14 protein-coding genes and 1 pseudogene are annotated in these 13,933 nt (G+C 55.6%); 10 read left to right on the top strand and 5 right to left on the bottom strand.

The window, feature by feature from the left end; translation table 11 throughout:
* From gspG to ACIQ5B_RS03425, 10 genes are all read left to right on the top strand, one after another.
* Entirely contained in the window at nucleotides 1-477 is a 477-nt protein-coding gene (gspG, locus tag ACIQ5B_RS03380) for a type II secretion system major pseudopilin GspG (RefSeq protein ID WP_324479822.1), read from the top strand.
* On the top strand, nucleotides 449-943 hold the full coding sequence (locus ACIQ5B_RS03385; protein WP_324479823.1) for a GspH/FimT family pseudopilin: 495 nt from the start codon (nucleotides 449-451) through the stop codon (nucleotides 941-943). The genes gspG and ACIQ5B_RS03385 overlap by 29 nt, the downstream gene beginning before the upstream one ends.
* Complete coding sequence (gspI, locus tag ACIQ5B_RS03390; RefSeq protein WP_324479824.1) at nucleotides 933-1,316, top strand: type II secretion system minor pseudopilin GspI; 384 nt, start codon at nucleotides 933-935, stop codon at nucleotides 1,314-1,316. The genes ACIQ5B_RS03385 and gspI overlap by 11 nt, the downstream gene beginning before the upstream one ends.
* On the top strand, nucleotides 1,313-1,960 hold the full coding sequence (gene gspJ, locus ACIQ5B_RS03395) for a type II secretion system minor pseudopilin GspJ (protein ID WP_397597795.1): 648 nt from the start codon (nucleotides 1,313-1,315) through the stop codon (nucleotides 1,958-1,960). The genes gspI and gspJ overlap by 4 nt, the downstream gene beginning before the upstream one ends.
* Nucleotides 1,960-2,943 (top strand): type II secretion system minor pseudopilin GspK, encoded by a 984-nt coding sequence (gene gspK, locus ACIQ5B_RS03400; protein WP_397597796.1) that lies wholly within the window; start codon nucleotides 1,960-1,962, stop codon nucleotides 2,941-2,943. Before gspJ ends, gspK begins: the two co-directional genes overlap by 1 nt.
* On the top strand, nucleotides 2,940-4,025 hold the full coding sequence (locus tag ACIQ5B_RS03405; protein ID WP_397597797.1) for a hypothetical protein: 1,086 nt from the start codon (nucleotides 2,940-2,942) through the stop codon (nucleotides 4,023-4,025). Before gspK ends, ACIQ5B_RS03405 begins: the two co-directional genes overlap by 4 nt.
* The gene (gspM, locus tag ACIQ5B_RS03410) at nucleotides 4,022-4,501 is read left to right on the top strand and encodes a type II secretion system protein GspM (RefSeq protein WP_397597798.1); all 480 of its coding nucleotides are present in this window, start codon (nucleotides 4,022-4,024) and stop codon (nucleotides 4,499-4,501) included. The genes ACIQ5B_RS03405 and gspM overlap by 4 nt, the downstream gene beginning before the upstream one ends.
* On the top strand, nucleotides 4,498-5,193 hold the full coding sequence (gspN, locus tag ACIQ5B_RS03415; protein WP_397597799.1) for a type II secretion system protein N: 696 nt from the start codon (nucleotides 4,498-4,500) through the stop codon (nucleotides 5,191-5,193). The genes gspM and gspN overlap by 4 nt, the downstream gene beginning before the upstream one ends.
* A gap of 38 nt (nucleotides 5,194-5,231) precedes the next feature.
* Nucleotides 5,232-5,966, top strand: a complete 735-nt coding sequence (locus ACIQ5B_RS03420; RefSeq protein WP_397597800.1) for a prepilin peptidase — start codon at nucleotides 5,232-5,234, stop codon at nucleotides 5,964-5,966.
* Nucleotides 5,967-6,027: 61 nt separating this feature from the next.
* Nucleotides 6,028-7,827 (top strand): AAA family ATPase, encoded by a 1,800-nt coding sequence (locus ACIQ5B_RS03425; RefSeq protein ID WP_397597801.1) that lies wholly within the window; start codon nucleotides 6,028-6,030, stop codon nucleotides 7,825-7,827.
* A gap of 398 nt (nucleotides 7,828-8,225) precedes the next feature.
* Here ACIQ5B_RS03425 and ACIQ5B_RS03430 read toward each other — a convergent pair whose 3' ends face one another.
* The 5 genes and pseudogenes from ACIQ5B_RS03430 to ACIQ5B_RS03450 all read right to left on the bottom strand — a co-directional run.
* Nucleotides 8,226-9,089: a class I SAM-dependent methyltransferase gene (locus ACIQ5B_RS03430; RefSeq protein WP_397597802.1), complete on the bottom strand. Its 864-nt coding sequence runs from the start codon at nucleotides 9,087-9,089 to the stop codon at nucleotides 8,226-8,228.
* A 127-nt stretch (nucleotides 9,090-9,216) separates the two neighbouring features.
* On the bottom strand, nucleotides 9,217-10,215 hold the full coding sequence (cydB, locus tag ACIQ5B_RS03435; RefSeq protein WP_324479681.1) for a cytochrome d ubiquinol oxidase subunit II: 999 nt from the start codon (nucleotides 10,213-10,215) through the stop codon (nucleotides 9,217-9,219).
* Entirely contained in the window at nucleotides 10,212-11,618 is a 1,407-nt protein-coding gene (locus ACIQ5B_RS03440) for a cytochrome ubiquinol oxidase subunit I (protein ID WP_397597804.1), read from the bottom strand. Before ACIQ5B_RS03440 ends, cydB begins: the two co-directional genes overlap by 4 nt.
* The gene (locus tag ACIQ5B_RS03445; RefSeq protein ID WP_397597803.1) at nucleotides 11,618-13,387 is read right to left on the bottom strand and encodes a SulP family inorganic anion transporter; all 1,770 of its coding nucleotides are present in this window, start codon (nucleotides 13,385-13,387) and stop codon (nucleotides 11,618-11,620) included. The genes ACIQ5B_RS03440 and ACIQ5B_RS03445 overlap by 1 nt, the downstream gene beginning before the upstream one ends.
* A gap of 5 nt (nucleotides 13,388-13,392) precedes the next feature.
* Nucleotides 13,393-13,933, bottom strand: a pseudogene (locus tag ACIQ5B_RS03450) (NAD(FAD)-dependent dehydrogenase); the annotation flags it as partial.

Consider the following 13,933-nt stretch of genomic DNA (forward strand, 5'->3'; position numbering starts at 1 on the left):
ATGCTCCGCATCATTTTTAATCTTTTCACTGACACAAGCCGTCCGTCGGCGAAATTTAGCCGTAAGGCTGCGGCGGCACAGCGTAATGGCTTCACCTTGGTCGAAATGATGGTGACATTGTTCATTCTCGCGCTGCTGACGACCATCGTCGCCCTCAATGTCTTGCCCAATCAAGACAAGGCGATGGTGCAAAAGGCAAAGGCTGACATAGCTGTCTTGGGACAAGCGCTTGAGACATATCGTTTGGATAATCTGACCTATCCAGATGCCGGTGCCGGATTGCAGGCTTTGGTAACGCCGCCTGCCGCTGCAGGCATGCGCAGCGTGGGTTATATCAAAAAACTGCCGTCGGATCCGTGGAACCGCCCGTACCAATATACAACGCCGGGCAAGAACGGCGCCTTTGACATCTACTCGCTTGGTGCCGATGGCGCGCCGGGTGGCGAGAATGAAAATGCCGATATTTACGGCGACTAAGCCGTCAATCCATCCCCATATGAAAGCCGATGAACGCGGTTTCACTTTGGTGGAACTGATGGTGGTTATTTTCATCATCGGCATTGCGAGTGCAGCGGTCGTCATGACGGTGCAGTCAACCGATCGCGGTGCCCGTGATGAGGCGGAGCAATTTGCCGCGCGTGTTGCTGCCTTGCGCGATCACGCCATATTGCAGTCGCGCAGCATGGCAGTAACCGTGCGCCCGTCTGGCTATGGTTTTGAGGCGCGGAATGCTGGCGCGTGGCAACCATTGTCCGAGGCACCCTTTACGGCAACGGATTGGAAAAGTGGTACCTCTGTGCACATGGCTGGTACGCGGCAAATGCGCATCGCCTTTGACAGCACAGGCATGCCATCAAGCGCGGCCAATATTACGCTCAAGCATGATGCGGTAACCGTAACACTTGCGCTGGCCGCCACCGGAGACGTGCGCATTGTCCGGTAAACCACAACCAACACAAAATGGCTTCACATTGTTGGAGATCATGGTTGCGCTGGCGATTTTCAGCCTTGCTGCGCTGGCGATGGTCCGCCTGCAGGGCTATTCGGTGCGCTCCACGTCCAATTTGGGCGACAGCAGCATGGCATGGCAAGTGGCGCGCAATGTGGCGGTCGAAATCCTGTCAAACCCCGCGCCGCCAACCTTGGGCGAAACACGCGGTGAAGAAATGAATGGCGGCCAGAATTGGCGCTGGACAGCAACCGCAAGCCCAACCGACGACACGCGCCTCGTGATGGTCGACATCGACGTTGTCGGCACCGGCAATGCGGCCTTGCGTAAGGCGCGTCTGACCATCGCAAGGCCGGTTGAACAATGAATGCGGCGCGGCAATCGGAGGCGGGGTTCACGCTGATTGAGCTGCTTGTGGCGCTGGCCATTTTTGCGCTCATTTCTGTTGCAGGCGTTACGCTTCTGCGGTCAGGCACAGACACGCAAATTGCGGTCAAAGAACGTCTTGGCGAAATGGCGCTTTCGCAGCGGCTGACCAACGCGCTGGAGGCAGACCTTGCGCAAGCCATCGCGCGGCCAGTGCGTGACCAATCCGGACAGCCTGTGCCCGCCTTTACCCAAGGCGATGCAGGTGTGCCCGGTGGAATACTCGGGCTGGTGCGGGGGGGCTGGTCCAATTTCGATGCTGCGCCACGCGCGGGCCTGCAGCGCGTGACCTATGTGCTTGAGAACGGCGCGTTGAAACGTATAAGCTGGCCCATGCTGGACGGTGCTGCGCCTGCTGACGCGGCAACAATGCTTGAGGATGTTGTGACAGCGACCGCCGAATATCGCGACGATAAAGGGCAATGGCGGGGCGATTGGACCGCAACCGATGCGAACGCCTTGCCGCGCGCGATCGCCCTGAAGGTTACCGTCAAGGGCAAGCCTGAACAGCGCATGTTGTTCCTTGTGGGGCCGCAGACACGCATCTTGCCAACGCAGAGTGTAGAAGAAGGGGCGGCTGGCTGATGTTGCCCAAGTCATCTGAACGCGGCGCGGCGTTGCTGTCGGTATTGCTGATGGTCGCCGTACTTTCGGTCATTGCAGCGACGACGCTGGACAGGTTAACCCTGTCGAGCAAATTGTCCACCAATGGCAATGCTTTGGCGCAGGCGCGGATGTTTACCTACGCCACTGAATCGATTGCGGCGGCGCGGATTGAGGACTTGGTCGCACGCGATGCCGCGCAAACAACTTTGGCAGGCGGCTGGCTGGGGGCTCCACAAAGCCTGCCTATTCCCATCGGCACGGCAACGGCGACAGTGCGTGATGCCGGAAATTGTTTTAACCTGAATAGCTTGGTGACTAAGTCGGAGGAACGATATCAGGCCAGCACGGCGGGTCAGGATCAGTTGACGTCATTGCTGGTGGTTCTTGGTACCGATGAGAACGCTGCCCGCGCAATCGCAGCTGCAGCAGCAGATTGGGCCGATAGCGATATTACACCGTTGCCGAATGGCGCTGAGGATGATGCGTACCGCGCCGCCCCTGTGCCTTATATGGTTGCCAATCGGCCGTTTGCCCATCCAAGCGAATTGCGCGCGGTAAAAGGCGTGAGCCCCGCCATTTATAGCAAGCTGCAGAACTGGATTTGCGTGCTGCCGGAAACCATATTGTCGCCGCTGAACGTTAATACCCTGTTGCCCGAACAGGCGCCATTGTTGGTGATGCTGTTCCCGCCAGGTAAATTGAATATCGCGACCGCACGGAGCTATCTCGCCAAGCGACCATCGAGTGGCTATGGCAGCCTCATTCGATTCTGGGCTGCCCCCGAACTGGCAGCGTTGGAACCGGCACCTCTGGTTCAAGGGCAGGTCAAACTGACGAGCAATTATTTCTTGCTGGATACACGGGTATCGCTTGGAGAACTGGCGCTCGCTGGCGAATCGATGATCGTCGCCTCGCCTGCGCCGGCGCGCGTCATTTGGCGCAGTTGGGGGGAAGAGGAATGACCGTCGTCATCCTGCGCTTCCCGTCATCCGACGTCGATGATCCCGCCGTTTTCCGTGTGACGGACGGCGTGTGGCAACATGCCGGTGCATTGTCCGAATTTATGCCTTCGGCTGATGACGAAACAGTGATGGCTGTGGTGTCGCCGGCTGATGTGCGCTGCAGCTGGTTTTCGCTGCAAGGGTTGGAGGCGCGCCAAGCGGAAGGCGTGGCCAAGCTTCGCGCCGCCGAACACTCGCTTGGGCTGGTGCACGCCAGCGCGGCGCAGCATGTTGGCGATGATTATGTCACAGCCACAATCGCGCCCGAAGTCATGCAATATGGGCTGGATCGCCTAGCGGCGCACGGCGTGAATCCAGACATTGTGTTGCCCTTTGGTCTTGCAATTGATCCACCGACGGACGTGGTCGTCACGGCCGCGTTTGAAGGTGTGAATGTCCTTCGCAGCGCGCAATTCGCGATGCCGGATGAGCCTGTTTTCCGCAGCATTTTTGCAGGCGAGACCGCCGTTGAGACTTTGGACGCGGACACAGTGCGGACAATGCTTTGGACAGCGAGCCAGCAACCGCTGCTAAATTTGCGCGAAGGCATGTTTGTCAAGAAAGTGCGGTCCATCTGGGCAACGGCAGAACAGCTGAAATGGATTAAGCGCCTATGCGCTGCGCTTGTGGTGATCAGCGCGCTGACCATGTTGGTGACGCTTGGGAAATATTGGAGCGCAACCAGCAGCGAAAACAGCATCGCACTTGCCGCGGCACAAAAGGTTGATCCGGCGATTACCGATATTGATCAGGCGGAGGCGGAACTGGCCGCTGCCATGCGCAAAAAAGGCATAATGCAAGGGCGCTTCTCGCCATTATCGGCAGCATTGTGGCGCAGTGTGAAAGCGTCGCCCAATGTTTCGGTGCGTGACATGCGCTTTGGCCAAGATGGCGTTCTGACGGTCGTTTTGGCCGCGCCAAGTTCGGACAATATCAACCAGACGTTACTCGCCATACAGCAGGATGGTTTTCCCATCACCGCCACACCGCGTACAGACGCGACGGGCGCGACGCTGGTCGATCTTACGATGAGGATGCCATGATAGCTGCAGCACGTGTGTGGTTTGCTGCGCTGACGCGGCGTGAGCAATGGCTTGTCGGTTCAGCCGGCGGGCTGACGGCGTTTGTGGTGCTGGTCTTTGGGATTATCATGCCGGTGTTATCCGCCGTCGAGCAAGCCAAGCTTGACCATGACGCCGCGATGCAGCGTCGTGGGCGCATTGTCGCAACGGTTGATGCCGCACTGGCAAAGCCACGCGTTGCCCGTGCAACGGCTCCCGCCAATATCGATGTGCTGATTACACAAAGTGCAGGCGAAAAGGGCTTTGACATCATCACGTCCGGCAATGCCGCGCCGGGCCAAATGCGCTTTCGTATCGATCAGGCACGTGCGCCTGCGTTGCTTGCATGGCTGACGGAGCTTGAGAGCCAGAATATAACCGTCAGCGGCCTTACATTGCGCACAGGCACCAATGGCAGCGTCACCGTCGATGCCCAGCTGCAACAGGATGCGCCATGAGCCGCCGTCTGGTTGTCATGTGCGCTGTGTTGCTGATGCTGTCGGTGATCCTATTCATGCCGCTGCGGGCAATCGTTAGCGGTGAGGGCGTTTCGGCGCGCAAAGTGGATGGCATCATCTGGGACGGGTCGATCCGTGACTTGCGTCTTGGCAAATTGCCCATTGGCGATGTGAATGCGCGTCTTTTGGTCGGGCCGTTGTTTTTGGGCCGTGCAGACATCCTATTGTCGCGGGGCAACGCACCCTATCGCCCCGGATTTACAGGGACAGTGTCGCGCGGTTTTGGCGGCATGTCCGTCAATAATCTGAACGCAACACTTCCGGTTGCTGCTCTTTTTGCGCCTTTTCCGGCTGAAAATATCCAGTTTGAAGGCTTCTCGGCGAAATTCGCGGCTGGCAGGTGCATGCAGGCAGGTGGGCAAGTTCGTCTGATCATGTCGGACAGTTTGCCCGGGTTGAACCTGCAAAATGGCATGCTTGGGCAACCGCGCTGTGACGGTGCGGGGCTTTTGCTGCCCTTGGTCAGCCAATCGGCCATGGAACGCGCCGACATTCGGCTGTCCGCGGACGGCAGCTACACAGTGACCGTCACGCTTGAAACCGAGGCGACAGAGCAAGGTGCGATGCTCACGCTTGCTGGGTTCCGTCCGGTCGCTGGCGGCTATCGCCTTGTGCAAAAGGGCCGGTTCTGAACAGCGGTCTGTTACATGTCAGCGCTATAGTTGCGGGATTGCCTTTATGGTTCCTGCTCGCATCACAGCTGACGCTGGGCGCGATCTGGGGAAGCTTCGTCGCCGCCATGTGCAGTCGGTGGCCGACTGGCAAAAGTGTGGCAACGGGGCGCTCTCACTGCGATAATTGCGGGCATCAGATTGCTGCCTACGACCTAGTTCCTATTGCCTCTTACTTATTGTTAAAGGGCAAATGTAGACATTGCGGTGGGCCTATTGGACCGCTGTCTTTGGCAACCGAATTGATCGCAGCCTTAATCGGTGCCGTGCCCGTTCTGTTGCTTCCGGCAGAGCAAGCCATCGCAGCTGCTGTGTTTGGCTGGCTATTACTTCCGCTCATCATGCTGGATTATCAGCATCTTTGGCTACCAAACCGACTGGTGTTTTTGTTAGCGGTCATGGGTGTTCTGGTGGGGCCGATGCTTACACCCGACATCGCCTGGACAGGCAGGGCCACAGGAATGGTGGCAGGCTTTTTGAGCTTGGAAATGGTTAGGCGGGCGTACAAACTTTTTAGGAAACATGATGGCATGGGTGCTGGCGATCCTAAACTCTTTGGTGCTTTGGGAATCTGGTTGGGTTGGCAGACCCTGCCGATGACGTTGCTGATTGCGAGCGCAATCGGACTAACTGTGGTTTCCACCCTGCATGTAATCGCCATACATCAGCGCGATGAACTTCCATTTGGAAGCTTTCTAGGCGTTGCAGCATTCGTCATCGTCCTGCTGGGCTGAACAAATTTATGCAGTCTTTGCAATTGCTCATTCGTCCTGGATCACTGAAAGGCAACTTCAAGTGAAAGTGTTACAACTCCAAATATCAAACTTCCGCGGAATTTCCTCGGGAGTAATAAACCTGCACGGGCATACGCTTTTAGTCGGTGCTCATGGAAGTGGCAGAACTAGCATTTGTGAGGCCTTGGGTTTGGTCCTGAGCGTGGATGCTCTGAATCGCCATCCTGTCGTTGATGAATATGATTTTTATAATCGTCAGTATATCGACAGCAACAACCAACCAATTGAAATACGGTTAAATGTTATTCTGACTGACCTTTCGTTCGAAGACCGGTTTTTATTCAAAAAACATATAAGGGCATGGAACGATGACATGCATGGCTTCGCCGACGACGTGGATGACCGCTCCTTGGTAGGCGACGGGTCCCACTTGCATTGGGTGCTACCTGTGGTTTTTATTGCCAGATACGAACAGAACGAGCAGGATTTTATTACAGGAACTTTTTTTGATTATCCTTCGGCGCTAGATGTCGACAGCGCACAAGGCGATCAATCGTTTGGTGGCGGACGGACCATTTTTGGGCGAGCCGAAAAGCGTCACTGTGGATTTATTTTTCTTGGGCCTAGCCGGAATACTTCGAAACTGTTGAGCCTGCATAGCGGCAGCTTGCTGGAACGAATATTAGTTCTCGGCAGGAAAAATTTTTCCGACAGTTCCGAGCCACCGCCGCCGTCTTCGAGTGGCAGCATAAACGTGGAATCCCCAGCAACTGGCCACAAAGGGAATGCGCGCCGTAAATCTTTCATAACGCGCCCATTAACTGCTGAGACGGCACGCTACGTGTTAGAAAATTTGCCTTCCGGCAAAAGAAGCGCTGATTTTATAGAAACCATCGCTCTGTTCACCGGTGAATGTTTGGATCGAATTGACCTTCCTGTAGAGAAGCGAGGCACTGGTGCACATGGATTAATGCTGATCGAACTCATTGAGTCATTGTTGGAATTGAAGGGTAGTACTGCGGTCAATCTGGTTATTGAGGAACTGGAAGAAGGCCAGCCCACACACATGCTCGTGCAACTCGTTCGTTTGATTTTGTCGGGAATAAATCAGGTGATCACGACAACCAACTCCCCAATTGTAACGGCGTTATTCGAAACGCATAGCATCTTAGCTCTGTCAAACAGCGCAAGACATGAAGTTTGCGCGTCATCGTTTGGGCGAAAGAATTTACCAATTGAGTTGAGAAAGTTGCAACACCGCCAGTTAACCACCGCTATTTTAGGTCAATCTGTTTTCGTAGTCGATAGTGAAGCTGCCTCATCGGCTTTTCGAGCAGCATCTCTAGTGTTTCAAAAATCGTCAACACGCGAAGAGTATGAAGAACTTGCTCAGGCTGGAATTTTTGTATTCGCGTGCGGTAATGCACACCTGGTGCCCCAATTTGGTCCTATGTTTAAAGGAATGCAAAAGAAGGCTTTCGCATTCTATAATTTGCCTGCGAAAGATTTTGATGATGAAACCTCTTTGAAATTGGAAGATTATACTGCTTCGTGGCAATCGACGAACGAAGATTTTGAGGCTCTTATAATTTCGGAAACTTCTCCTGAGGTTCATCGCAGATTTCTTGAAGTTGCTGATACATTCGATACCTACCCCAGACATTGCGGCACGTACGATGCATTCCTACATGGCGACGACGAGGTCAGCGAAATTGCGATTTCTGTACTTCGCGATCGGCGCGATTGCTCAGACGATATGGTGGGTCTCTTCATCGAACAATGTCGATCGGTAGATGAGCTCCCGATTACGGTTAGAAAAATTTTATCTGAAATACATCACTTGACCGCTACAAGGTTTTAATTGCGAGCAACTGTCTTTGCATCCTAAAATCGAGTGGCTTTTTCTATGCGGGCTAAGCTTCCGATATCCTGCTATAAAATCGCCATGTAATTAAAGGCTCAAACAACGCCAAGGCTCTAATCAAAACTGGATGATAGTTGGGCGTCACGTCACTTCAGCGGACAGTCGGCTCCCGACCCAATTGACGACGTTCAAAGCGCACCAAGAAAATCCCGAAGGCGATGATTGGTAAAGGTCATTGCAAATGGCTGGAATTGGGCCGAGAGCGGACTGTCTGCATTTATACATCGACCGATACATAGCTGCCGTTAGACCGCTCGGAACGCTTGGCAGTTCTCGCTAACATACAAGCCGTTCACTCCGGTTGGCAAAAGCGGCGGTTCAGACAACAATCGTCGCTAGGCAATCGCCGACACAAGCCAAGCCTTACCCTGCATCATCACGCCTTGCCCGGCTACATAATGCGTCTGGAATAGTTCGACCAAGTCCGTTTCAGCTGCCGCGCGAACATCTGCACCTTGTTCCTCTAGCGCGCGTCCAACCGCCATTGAAGACAGCACAAAAGATACCGCATCATGAGGTGCGGCATTCACGCCACCAATCGGTTGAAGCCCATTATAGGCGATTACGCTGGCTTCCGAAAAGCCGCCGCACGCAAGTATTTCGTTCAGATAGTCGAGGTCTTCAAACGCGAATGGCCCGGGCGCGCGGGGAACCGCCGGGGGGATATCGACATAACGGCGGACGACGCCCATCATTTCCATCATCCACAAATTGTCGCGTGGTGGGCCCCATACCGCCAGATCAATCCGCGCACCGGGACGCAGCAGACTGTGCAAATTTGCAAAGGCCTTATGCGGTTCGGGAAAAAACATACTGCCAAAACGCGAAAAGAGCCGGTCAAATGGGGCATCTTCTAACTGGACCGTGGCTCCATCAGCGCAGATGAAACCAATGTTGGTGACTCCAGCGTCTTTGGCACGCCGCATAGACGCAGTCGTCAAGTCGGGTGAAATGTCGATGCCAACAACTTCGCCGGAAGGCGCGACGGCCTTGGCTATGGCAATTGTCGTCCCGCCGCCACCGCAGCCGATATCAAGCACACGCTCGCCGGGTTTAAAATCGGCTTGCCGAAGAAGCGCCTCGCCAATCGGGGCGATCATGCCTTCAAAACATGCGAGATTGGCAAGCCATTTGGCACCCATCTCGCCCGCCCAATCTTCGCCCTTCAATGTTTCTGGGCCGTTGTTCATCTCGGTCATTTTTGCGCCACTCCTTATGCAACCTTTTAGAGCAATACCCACCGGATAGCACTCCCGACGATCGTCAGCGCGGCGACGCTCAGCGCCCAGATGCCGAAGAACCAGCCCAATTGTTTAGCGCGCGGCATCAATGATATCCGTCGTGGCCGACTTTGCCGCGGAACACCCAATAGGACCATGCGGTGTAGGCAACGATGATCGGGACCATGATCGACGCGCCGATCAACATGAAGACTTGGCTGCGATGTGGTGCCGCTGCTTCCCAGATAGTGACCCGCGCCGGAATGACGTTGGGCCAGATCGAAATGCCAAGGCCAATCAAGCATAAGCCGAACAATGCGAGTGCCCAGAAGAACGGCTGCGCGTCCTTGGTCTGGCGCAGGCTGCGGTAGAAGAGGAACGTCACGGCAATGGTGGCAATCGGCACTATCGCCGTTGCAAGCACACCCGGATAGCTCAACCAGCGCAGATAATATTGCGCCTCAAGCGTCAGCGTGGCCAGGCTGATGAGGCCGATCATCAATAGCAAGCTAATGCCCAAACGCCCGGCATACGTGACCGCCTGACGCTGCAATGCGCCTTCGGTCTTCCAGTTTAGCCAGCACGCACCCAAAAGCGCATAGCCGACCACCAACCCAAAGCCAGTCAAAATACTAAATGGCGACAACCATTCCCACCATCCACCGGCGTAGGAGCGGCCTTCAACGGTAATGCCTTGGAGCAGCGCGCCAAGTGCTATCCCCTGCGCGAAGGTGGCAATGAACGAGCCCAGCGTGAATGCGCGGTCCCATAGTTCGCGATGTGCGGGGTCACGCCAGCGAAATTCGAACGCAACGCCGCGGAACACAAGGCCGAGCAGCATCGCAATCATCGGTGCATAAAGCGCAGGCAAAATGATGGCGTACGCCAGCGGGAAGGCCGCGAGCAAACCGCCGACGCCCATCACCAGCCATGTTTCGTTTCCGTCCCAGACAGGCGCGATACTGTTCATTGCGGTATCGCGGTCCTTGCCCACTTTGAAAAAGGGAAACAATATGCCGATGCCAAGGTCAAAGCCGTCCATGACGACATAAGCAATGATGGCAAAGCCAATGATGCTGGCCCAAATGACTGTCAGATCGATCATGCCGATGCTCCTTCCAATACCGCGGGTGCAGGGGTGATGCCTGCGCTTCGGATAGGCGCACCATCGAGCGCGCTTTCATGCGCCTCCGGTGCTTTCTTCATCAAACGCAGCAAATACCAAATGCCCATACCGAATACTGCGAAATACACGACGACAAAGGCGAGAAGCGAGAATGCCACAGCAGGTGCATCCAGCGGCGACGCACTATCAACGGTGCGCAACACGCCATAAATTGTGAAGGGTTGCCGTCCAACTTCGGTCACCACCCAGCCGGCCAGCACCGCAATGAAGCCAGACGGGCCCATCACTAATGCGGCCTTATGGAGCCACGACCATTCATATAGCTGCTTTCTTGCCCGCGCGAGCAGGCTCCACATCCCAATGGCTACCATCGCCATACCGAGACCGACCATGATCCGGAAAGCCCAGAAGACAATGCCAACCGGCGGCTCGTCTGCGTCGGGGATGGTATCAAGGCCAGCGAGCGGTGCATTCAGGTCATGCTTCAGGATCAACGACGATGCTTTGGGAATTTCAATGGCGTAATCGACCGTTCGCTCTTTGCTGTTCGGAATACCAAACAGTATCAATGGCGCGCCGTTGGGATGGCTTTGATAATGCCCCTCCATCGCCATGACTTTAGCTGGTTGATGCTCCAACGTGTTGATGCCGTGAAAGTCACCCGCGACAACCTGAAGCGGCGCGACGATGGCTGCCATCCACATTGCCATAGAGAACATTTTGCGCGCGCCCGGATTGGCTTTGTCTTTCAACAAATGCCAGGCACCAACCGCCCCCACGGCAAAAGCCGTCGTCAGATAGGCCGCCAGTAAAGTGTGGACGAGGCGGTAGGGGAAGCTGGGGTTGAAGATGATTGTCCACCAGCTATCACCGGGCATGAACTGACCATTGGCCGCAATCTCATATCCCACCGGTGTTTGCATCCAGCTGTTCACTGACAATATCCAGAATGCGGAAATGAAGGTGCCGATGGCGACGGCCAGCGTTGCGACAAAGTGGAGCTTGCGCCCAACCTTATTGATGCCGAACAGCATGACGCCAAGAAAGCCAGCCTCCAAAAAGAACGCCGTCAGCACTTCATAGGCCATCAACGGCCCAATGACGGGTCCGGCCTTGTCCGAAAATACAGACCAATTGGTTCCGAATTGGTAGGACATGACGATGCCCGAAACGACGCCCATCGCAAAAACGACGGCGAATATCTTGAGCCAGTAACGAAACAGATTGGCGTACACGCCCTTACCGGTTTTCAGCCACAGCCCCTCAAGAACCGCGAGAAAGCTCGCCAGCCCAATAGAAAACGCCGGGAACAGAAAGTGGAAGCTTACGGTAAAAGCAAATTGTGCGCGGGCCAGAATTATTGCCCATTCCTGTTCGATCATCATATCAGTCCCCTTGCCATCCACAGATCGGTTGGCGCTTGCGTTTCTTCTTCGCGATTGGCGATTTCCAGCACGGCCTCAAAAGCTTCATTTTGTGAAAGCCACACCCGTCCGGTAAGTTCGTGCAGAAAATGCCCGCGTTCGAGCGCGTCCATCACCGGGCCTTTGACTTCGGAGAGGTGCAGGCACACGCCAGCATCGGCCATGCGGTGATTGATGGCCTCGATGCTCTCCAGAGCCGATGCATCAATCGCGTTGACCGCCGAGGCCATCAGGATGAGATGCTTAAGCTGAGGATGTGCGGCAATCTCCTCCAGCACAAACTCTTCCAGCCAGCGGGCGTTGAGATAGGTCAGGCTTTCGTCGATGCGAATGGTCAGGATGCGCGGATCAGTGAACACCTTGTGGCGTTTCACATTTCGGAAATGCTCCGTCTCGGGAACCCGTCCCACAATGGCGGCATGTGGCCGTGAGGCGCGCCAGAGGAACAATGCAAGACTCAGGCCGACTCCGGCCATGACGCCGGGTTCAACGCCAATTAGGAGCGTCACAGCTATTGTCGCTGCCATCGCGGCAAAATCGGCTTTGGAATAATGCCAGATCGCGCGCGGCGTTTTAAAATCGACGAGGCTCAAGACCGCAACGATGATTGTACCTGCCAATGTGGCGATGGGAAGAGACGCGAGCAATGGCGTCAGGAACAAGGCCGCGAGCAATATGCCAACCGCCGTAAATGCACCTGCGGCCGGGGTCTCTGCGCCCGCATCAAAGTTGACGACCGAACGCGCAAATCCGCCCGTGACCGGATAGCCGCCCGAAAAAGCGGCGGCGACATTGGCTGCGCCAAGGCCGATAAGTTCCTGATCCGGAACAATGCGTTGCCGCTTTTTCGCTGCGAGCGTTTGCGCGACCGAGACCGATTCCACAAATCCAATGATGCTGAGCAATAAAGCAGGAACGGCCAGTCGCTGCCATAAATCGGCATCGAACAAGGGAACGGTAAAGGGCGGCAAGCTCTGCGGGATGTCGCCCACCACCTTCACGCCTTTGGCTTCCAGATCGAAGGCAATGACCGCCAAAATCGACAGCGCGACTGCAACGATGGGCCCAGCTTTGGCAACAAGATCAGCGGGCCGCGCCGCCAGCCCGAAGCCAATGAGCATGGGTTTCAAACCTTTGCGCACCCAGAATAGAAATCCGGTCGCAATCACGCCAATCGCAAGGGTGTAAGGATTTGTGTCCTTGGCATTTTCGATCAACGTCGTGATCAGCTCGGGCAGTGCCTCACCCGACGCCTTAATGCCCAGCAGCGACTTGAGTTGGCTGGTGGCAATAATGATACCGCTTGCGGTAATAAATCCCGACACCACGGGATGCGACAATAGGTTCGCCAAAAAGCCCAGACGCAACACACCCATGACAATCAGGATGAGCCCGGACAGCAACGCGAGGACAAGTGTGGCGGCAATAAATTCGGCGCTGCCCGGTGCGGCAACGGCGCTCGCCGCTGTCAAAGTCATCAGCGAAATCACCGCCACCGGTCCAACGGCGAGTGCGCGGCTCGTCCCGAACAGGGCATAAGCAATGATGGGAAGAATAGACGCGTATAGCCCTATTTCCGGTGGCAAGCCCGCCAACATGGCATAAGCCAGGCTTTGCGGGATGAGCATGATTGTAACGATTGCGGCGGCGACCAAGTCATTGGTCAACGTCACGCCGCCATAGCCGCGTCCCCATTCCAATATCGGCAAATAGCGCGCCAATTTCATAGCCGTTATGCCGCTCCGATCTTGTGGGGCTTGACCATCCACTCATGCCCTTTGAGCATACCGTGCCAGTAAATTGGGGGAAGGATGGTGTCCTTTAACAGCCATGACAGGCGCGATGGGCGCGTGCCGTCAATCAACCAATTCGGGAAGCTCGGCAGCAATTTTCCGCCATAACCAAATTCGGCGAGCACAATCTTGCCGCGCTCGACCGTCAACGGGCAACTGCCATAGCCGTCATAATCGGCGACAGGAGGCTTGCCCTCAAGAGCAGCCAATACATTCACCGCGACCACCGGCGCTTGCTTGCGCGCTGCCGCCATGGTCTTGGCGTTTGACGCTGAGCAGGCATCGCCCAAGGCGAAGACATTCGCATACCGCACATGCTGCAATGTTGCTTCATTGACCTCGATAAAACCACTCGCGGCAGCCAGCGGACTGTTGCGCACGAAATCTGGCGCGACTTGCGGCGGGACGACATGGATCATGTCGAACTTTTCTTCGACCCGCGTGACGATGTCGCCGCGTTTCTGTTCAAATGTCGCAATT

This window comes from Sphingorhabdus sp., from assembly GCF_044374345.1.
Classification (GTDB): Bacteria; Pseudomonadota; Alphaproteobacteria; order Sphingomonadales; family Sphingomonadaceae; genus Sphingorhabdus_B.

Bases quoted from the DNA above. Each gene is read 5' to 3' on its own strand.
- gspN (WP_397597799.1), top strand. From the start codon at position 4,498: ATGAGCCGCCGTCTGGTTGTCATGTGCGCTGTGTTGCTGATGCTGTCG.
- gspG (WP_324479822.1), top strand. From the start codon at position 1: ATGCTCCGCATCATTTTTAATCTTTTCACTGACACAAGCCGTCCGTCG.
- ACIQ5B_RS03440 (WP_397597804.1), bottom strand. From the start codon at position 11,618: ATGATCGAACAGGAATGGGCAATAATTCTGGCCCGCGCACAATTTGCT.
- ACIQ5B_RS03405 (WP_397597797.1), top strand. From the start codon at position 2,940: ATGACCGTCGTCATCCTGCGCTTCCCGTCATCCGACGTCGATGATCCC.
- ACIQ5B_RS03445 (WP_397597803.1), bottom strand. From the start codon at position 13,387: ATGAAATTGGCGCGCTATTTGCCGATATTGGAATGGGGACGCGGCTAT.
- gspJ (WP_397597795.1), top strand. From the start codon at position 1,313: ATGAATGCGGCGCGGCAATCGGAGGCGGGGTTCACGCTGATTGAGCTG.
- ACIQ5B_RS03385 (WP_324479823.1), top strand. From the start codon at position 449: ATGAAAATGCCGATATTTACGGCGACTAAGCCGTCAATCCATCCCCAT.
- ACIQ5B_RS03430 (WP_397597802.1), bottom strand. From the start codon at position 9,089: ATGACCGAGATGAACAACGGCCCAGAAACATTGAAGGGCGAAGATTGG.
- gspK (WP_397597796.1), top strand. From the start codon at position 1,960: ATGTTGCCCAAGTCATCTGAACGCGGCGCGGCGTTGCTGTCGGTATTG.
- gspM (WP_397597798.1), top strand. From the start codon at position 4,022: ATGATAGCTGCAGCACGTGTGTGGTTTGCTGCGCTGACGCGGCGTGAG.
- cydB (WP_324479681.1), bottom strand. From the start codon at position 10,215: ATGATCGATCTGACAGTCATTTGGGCCAGCATCATTGGCTTTGCCATC.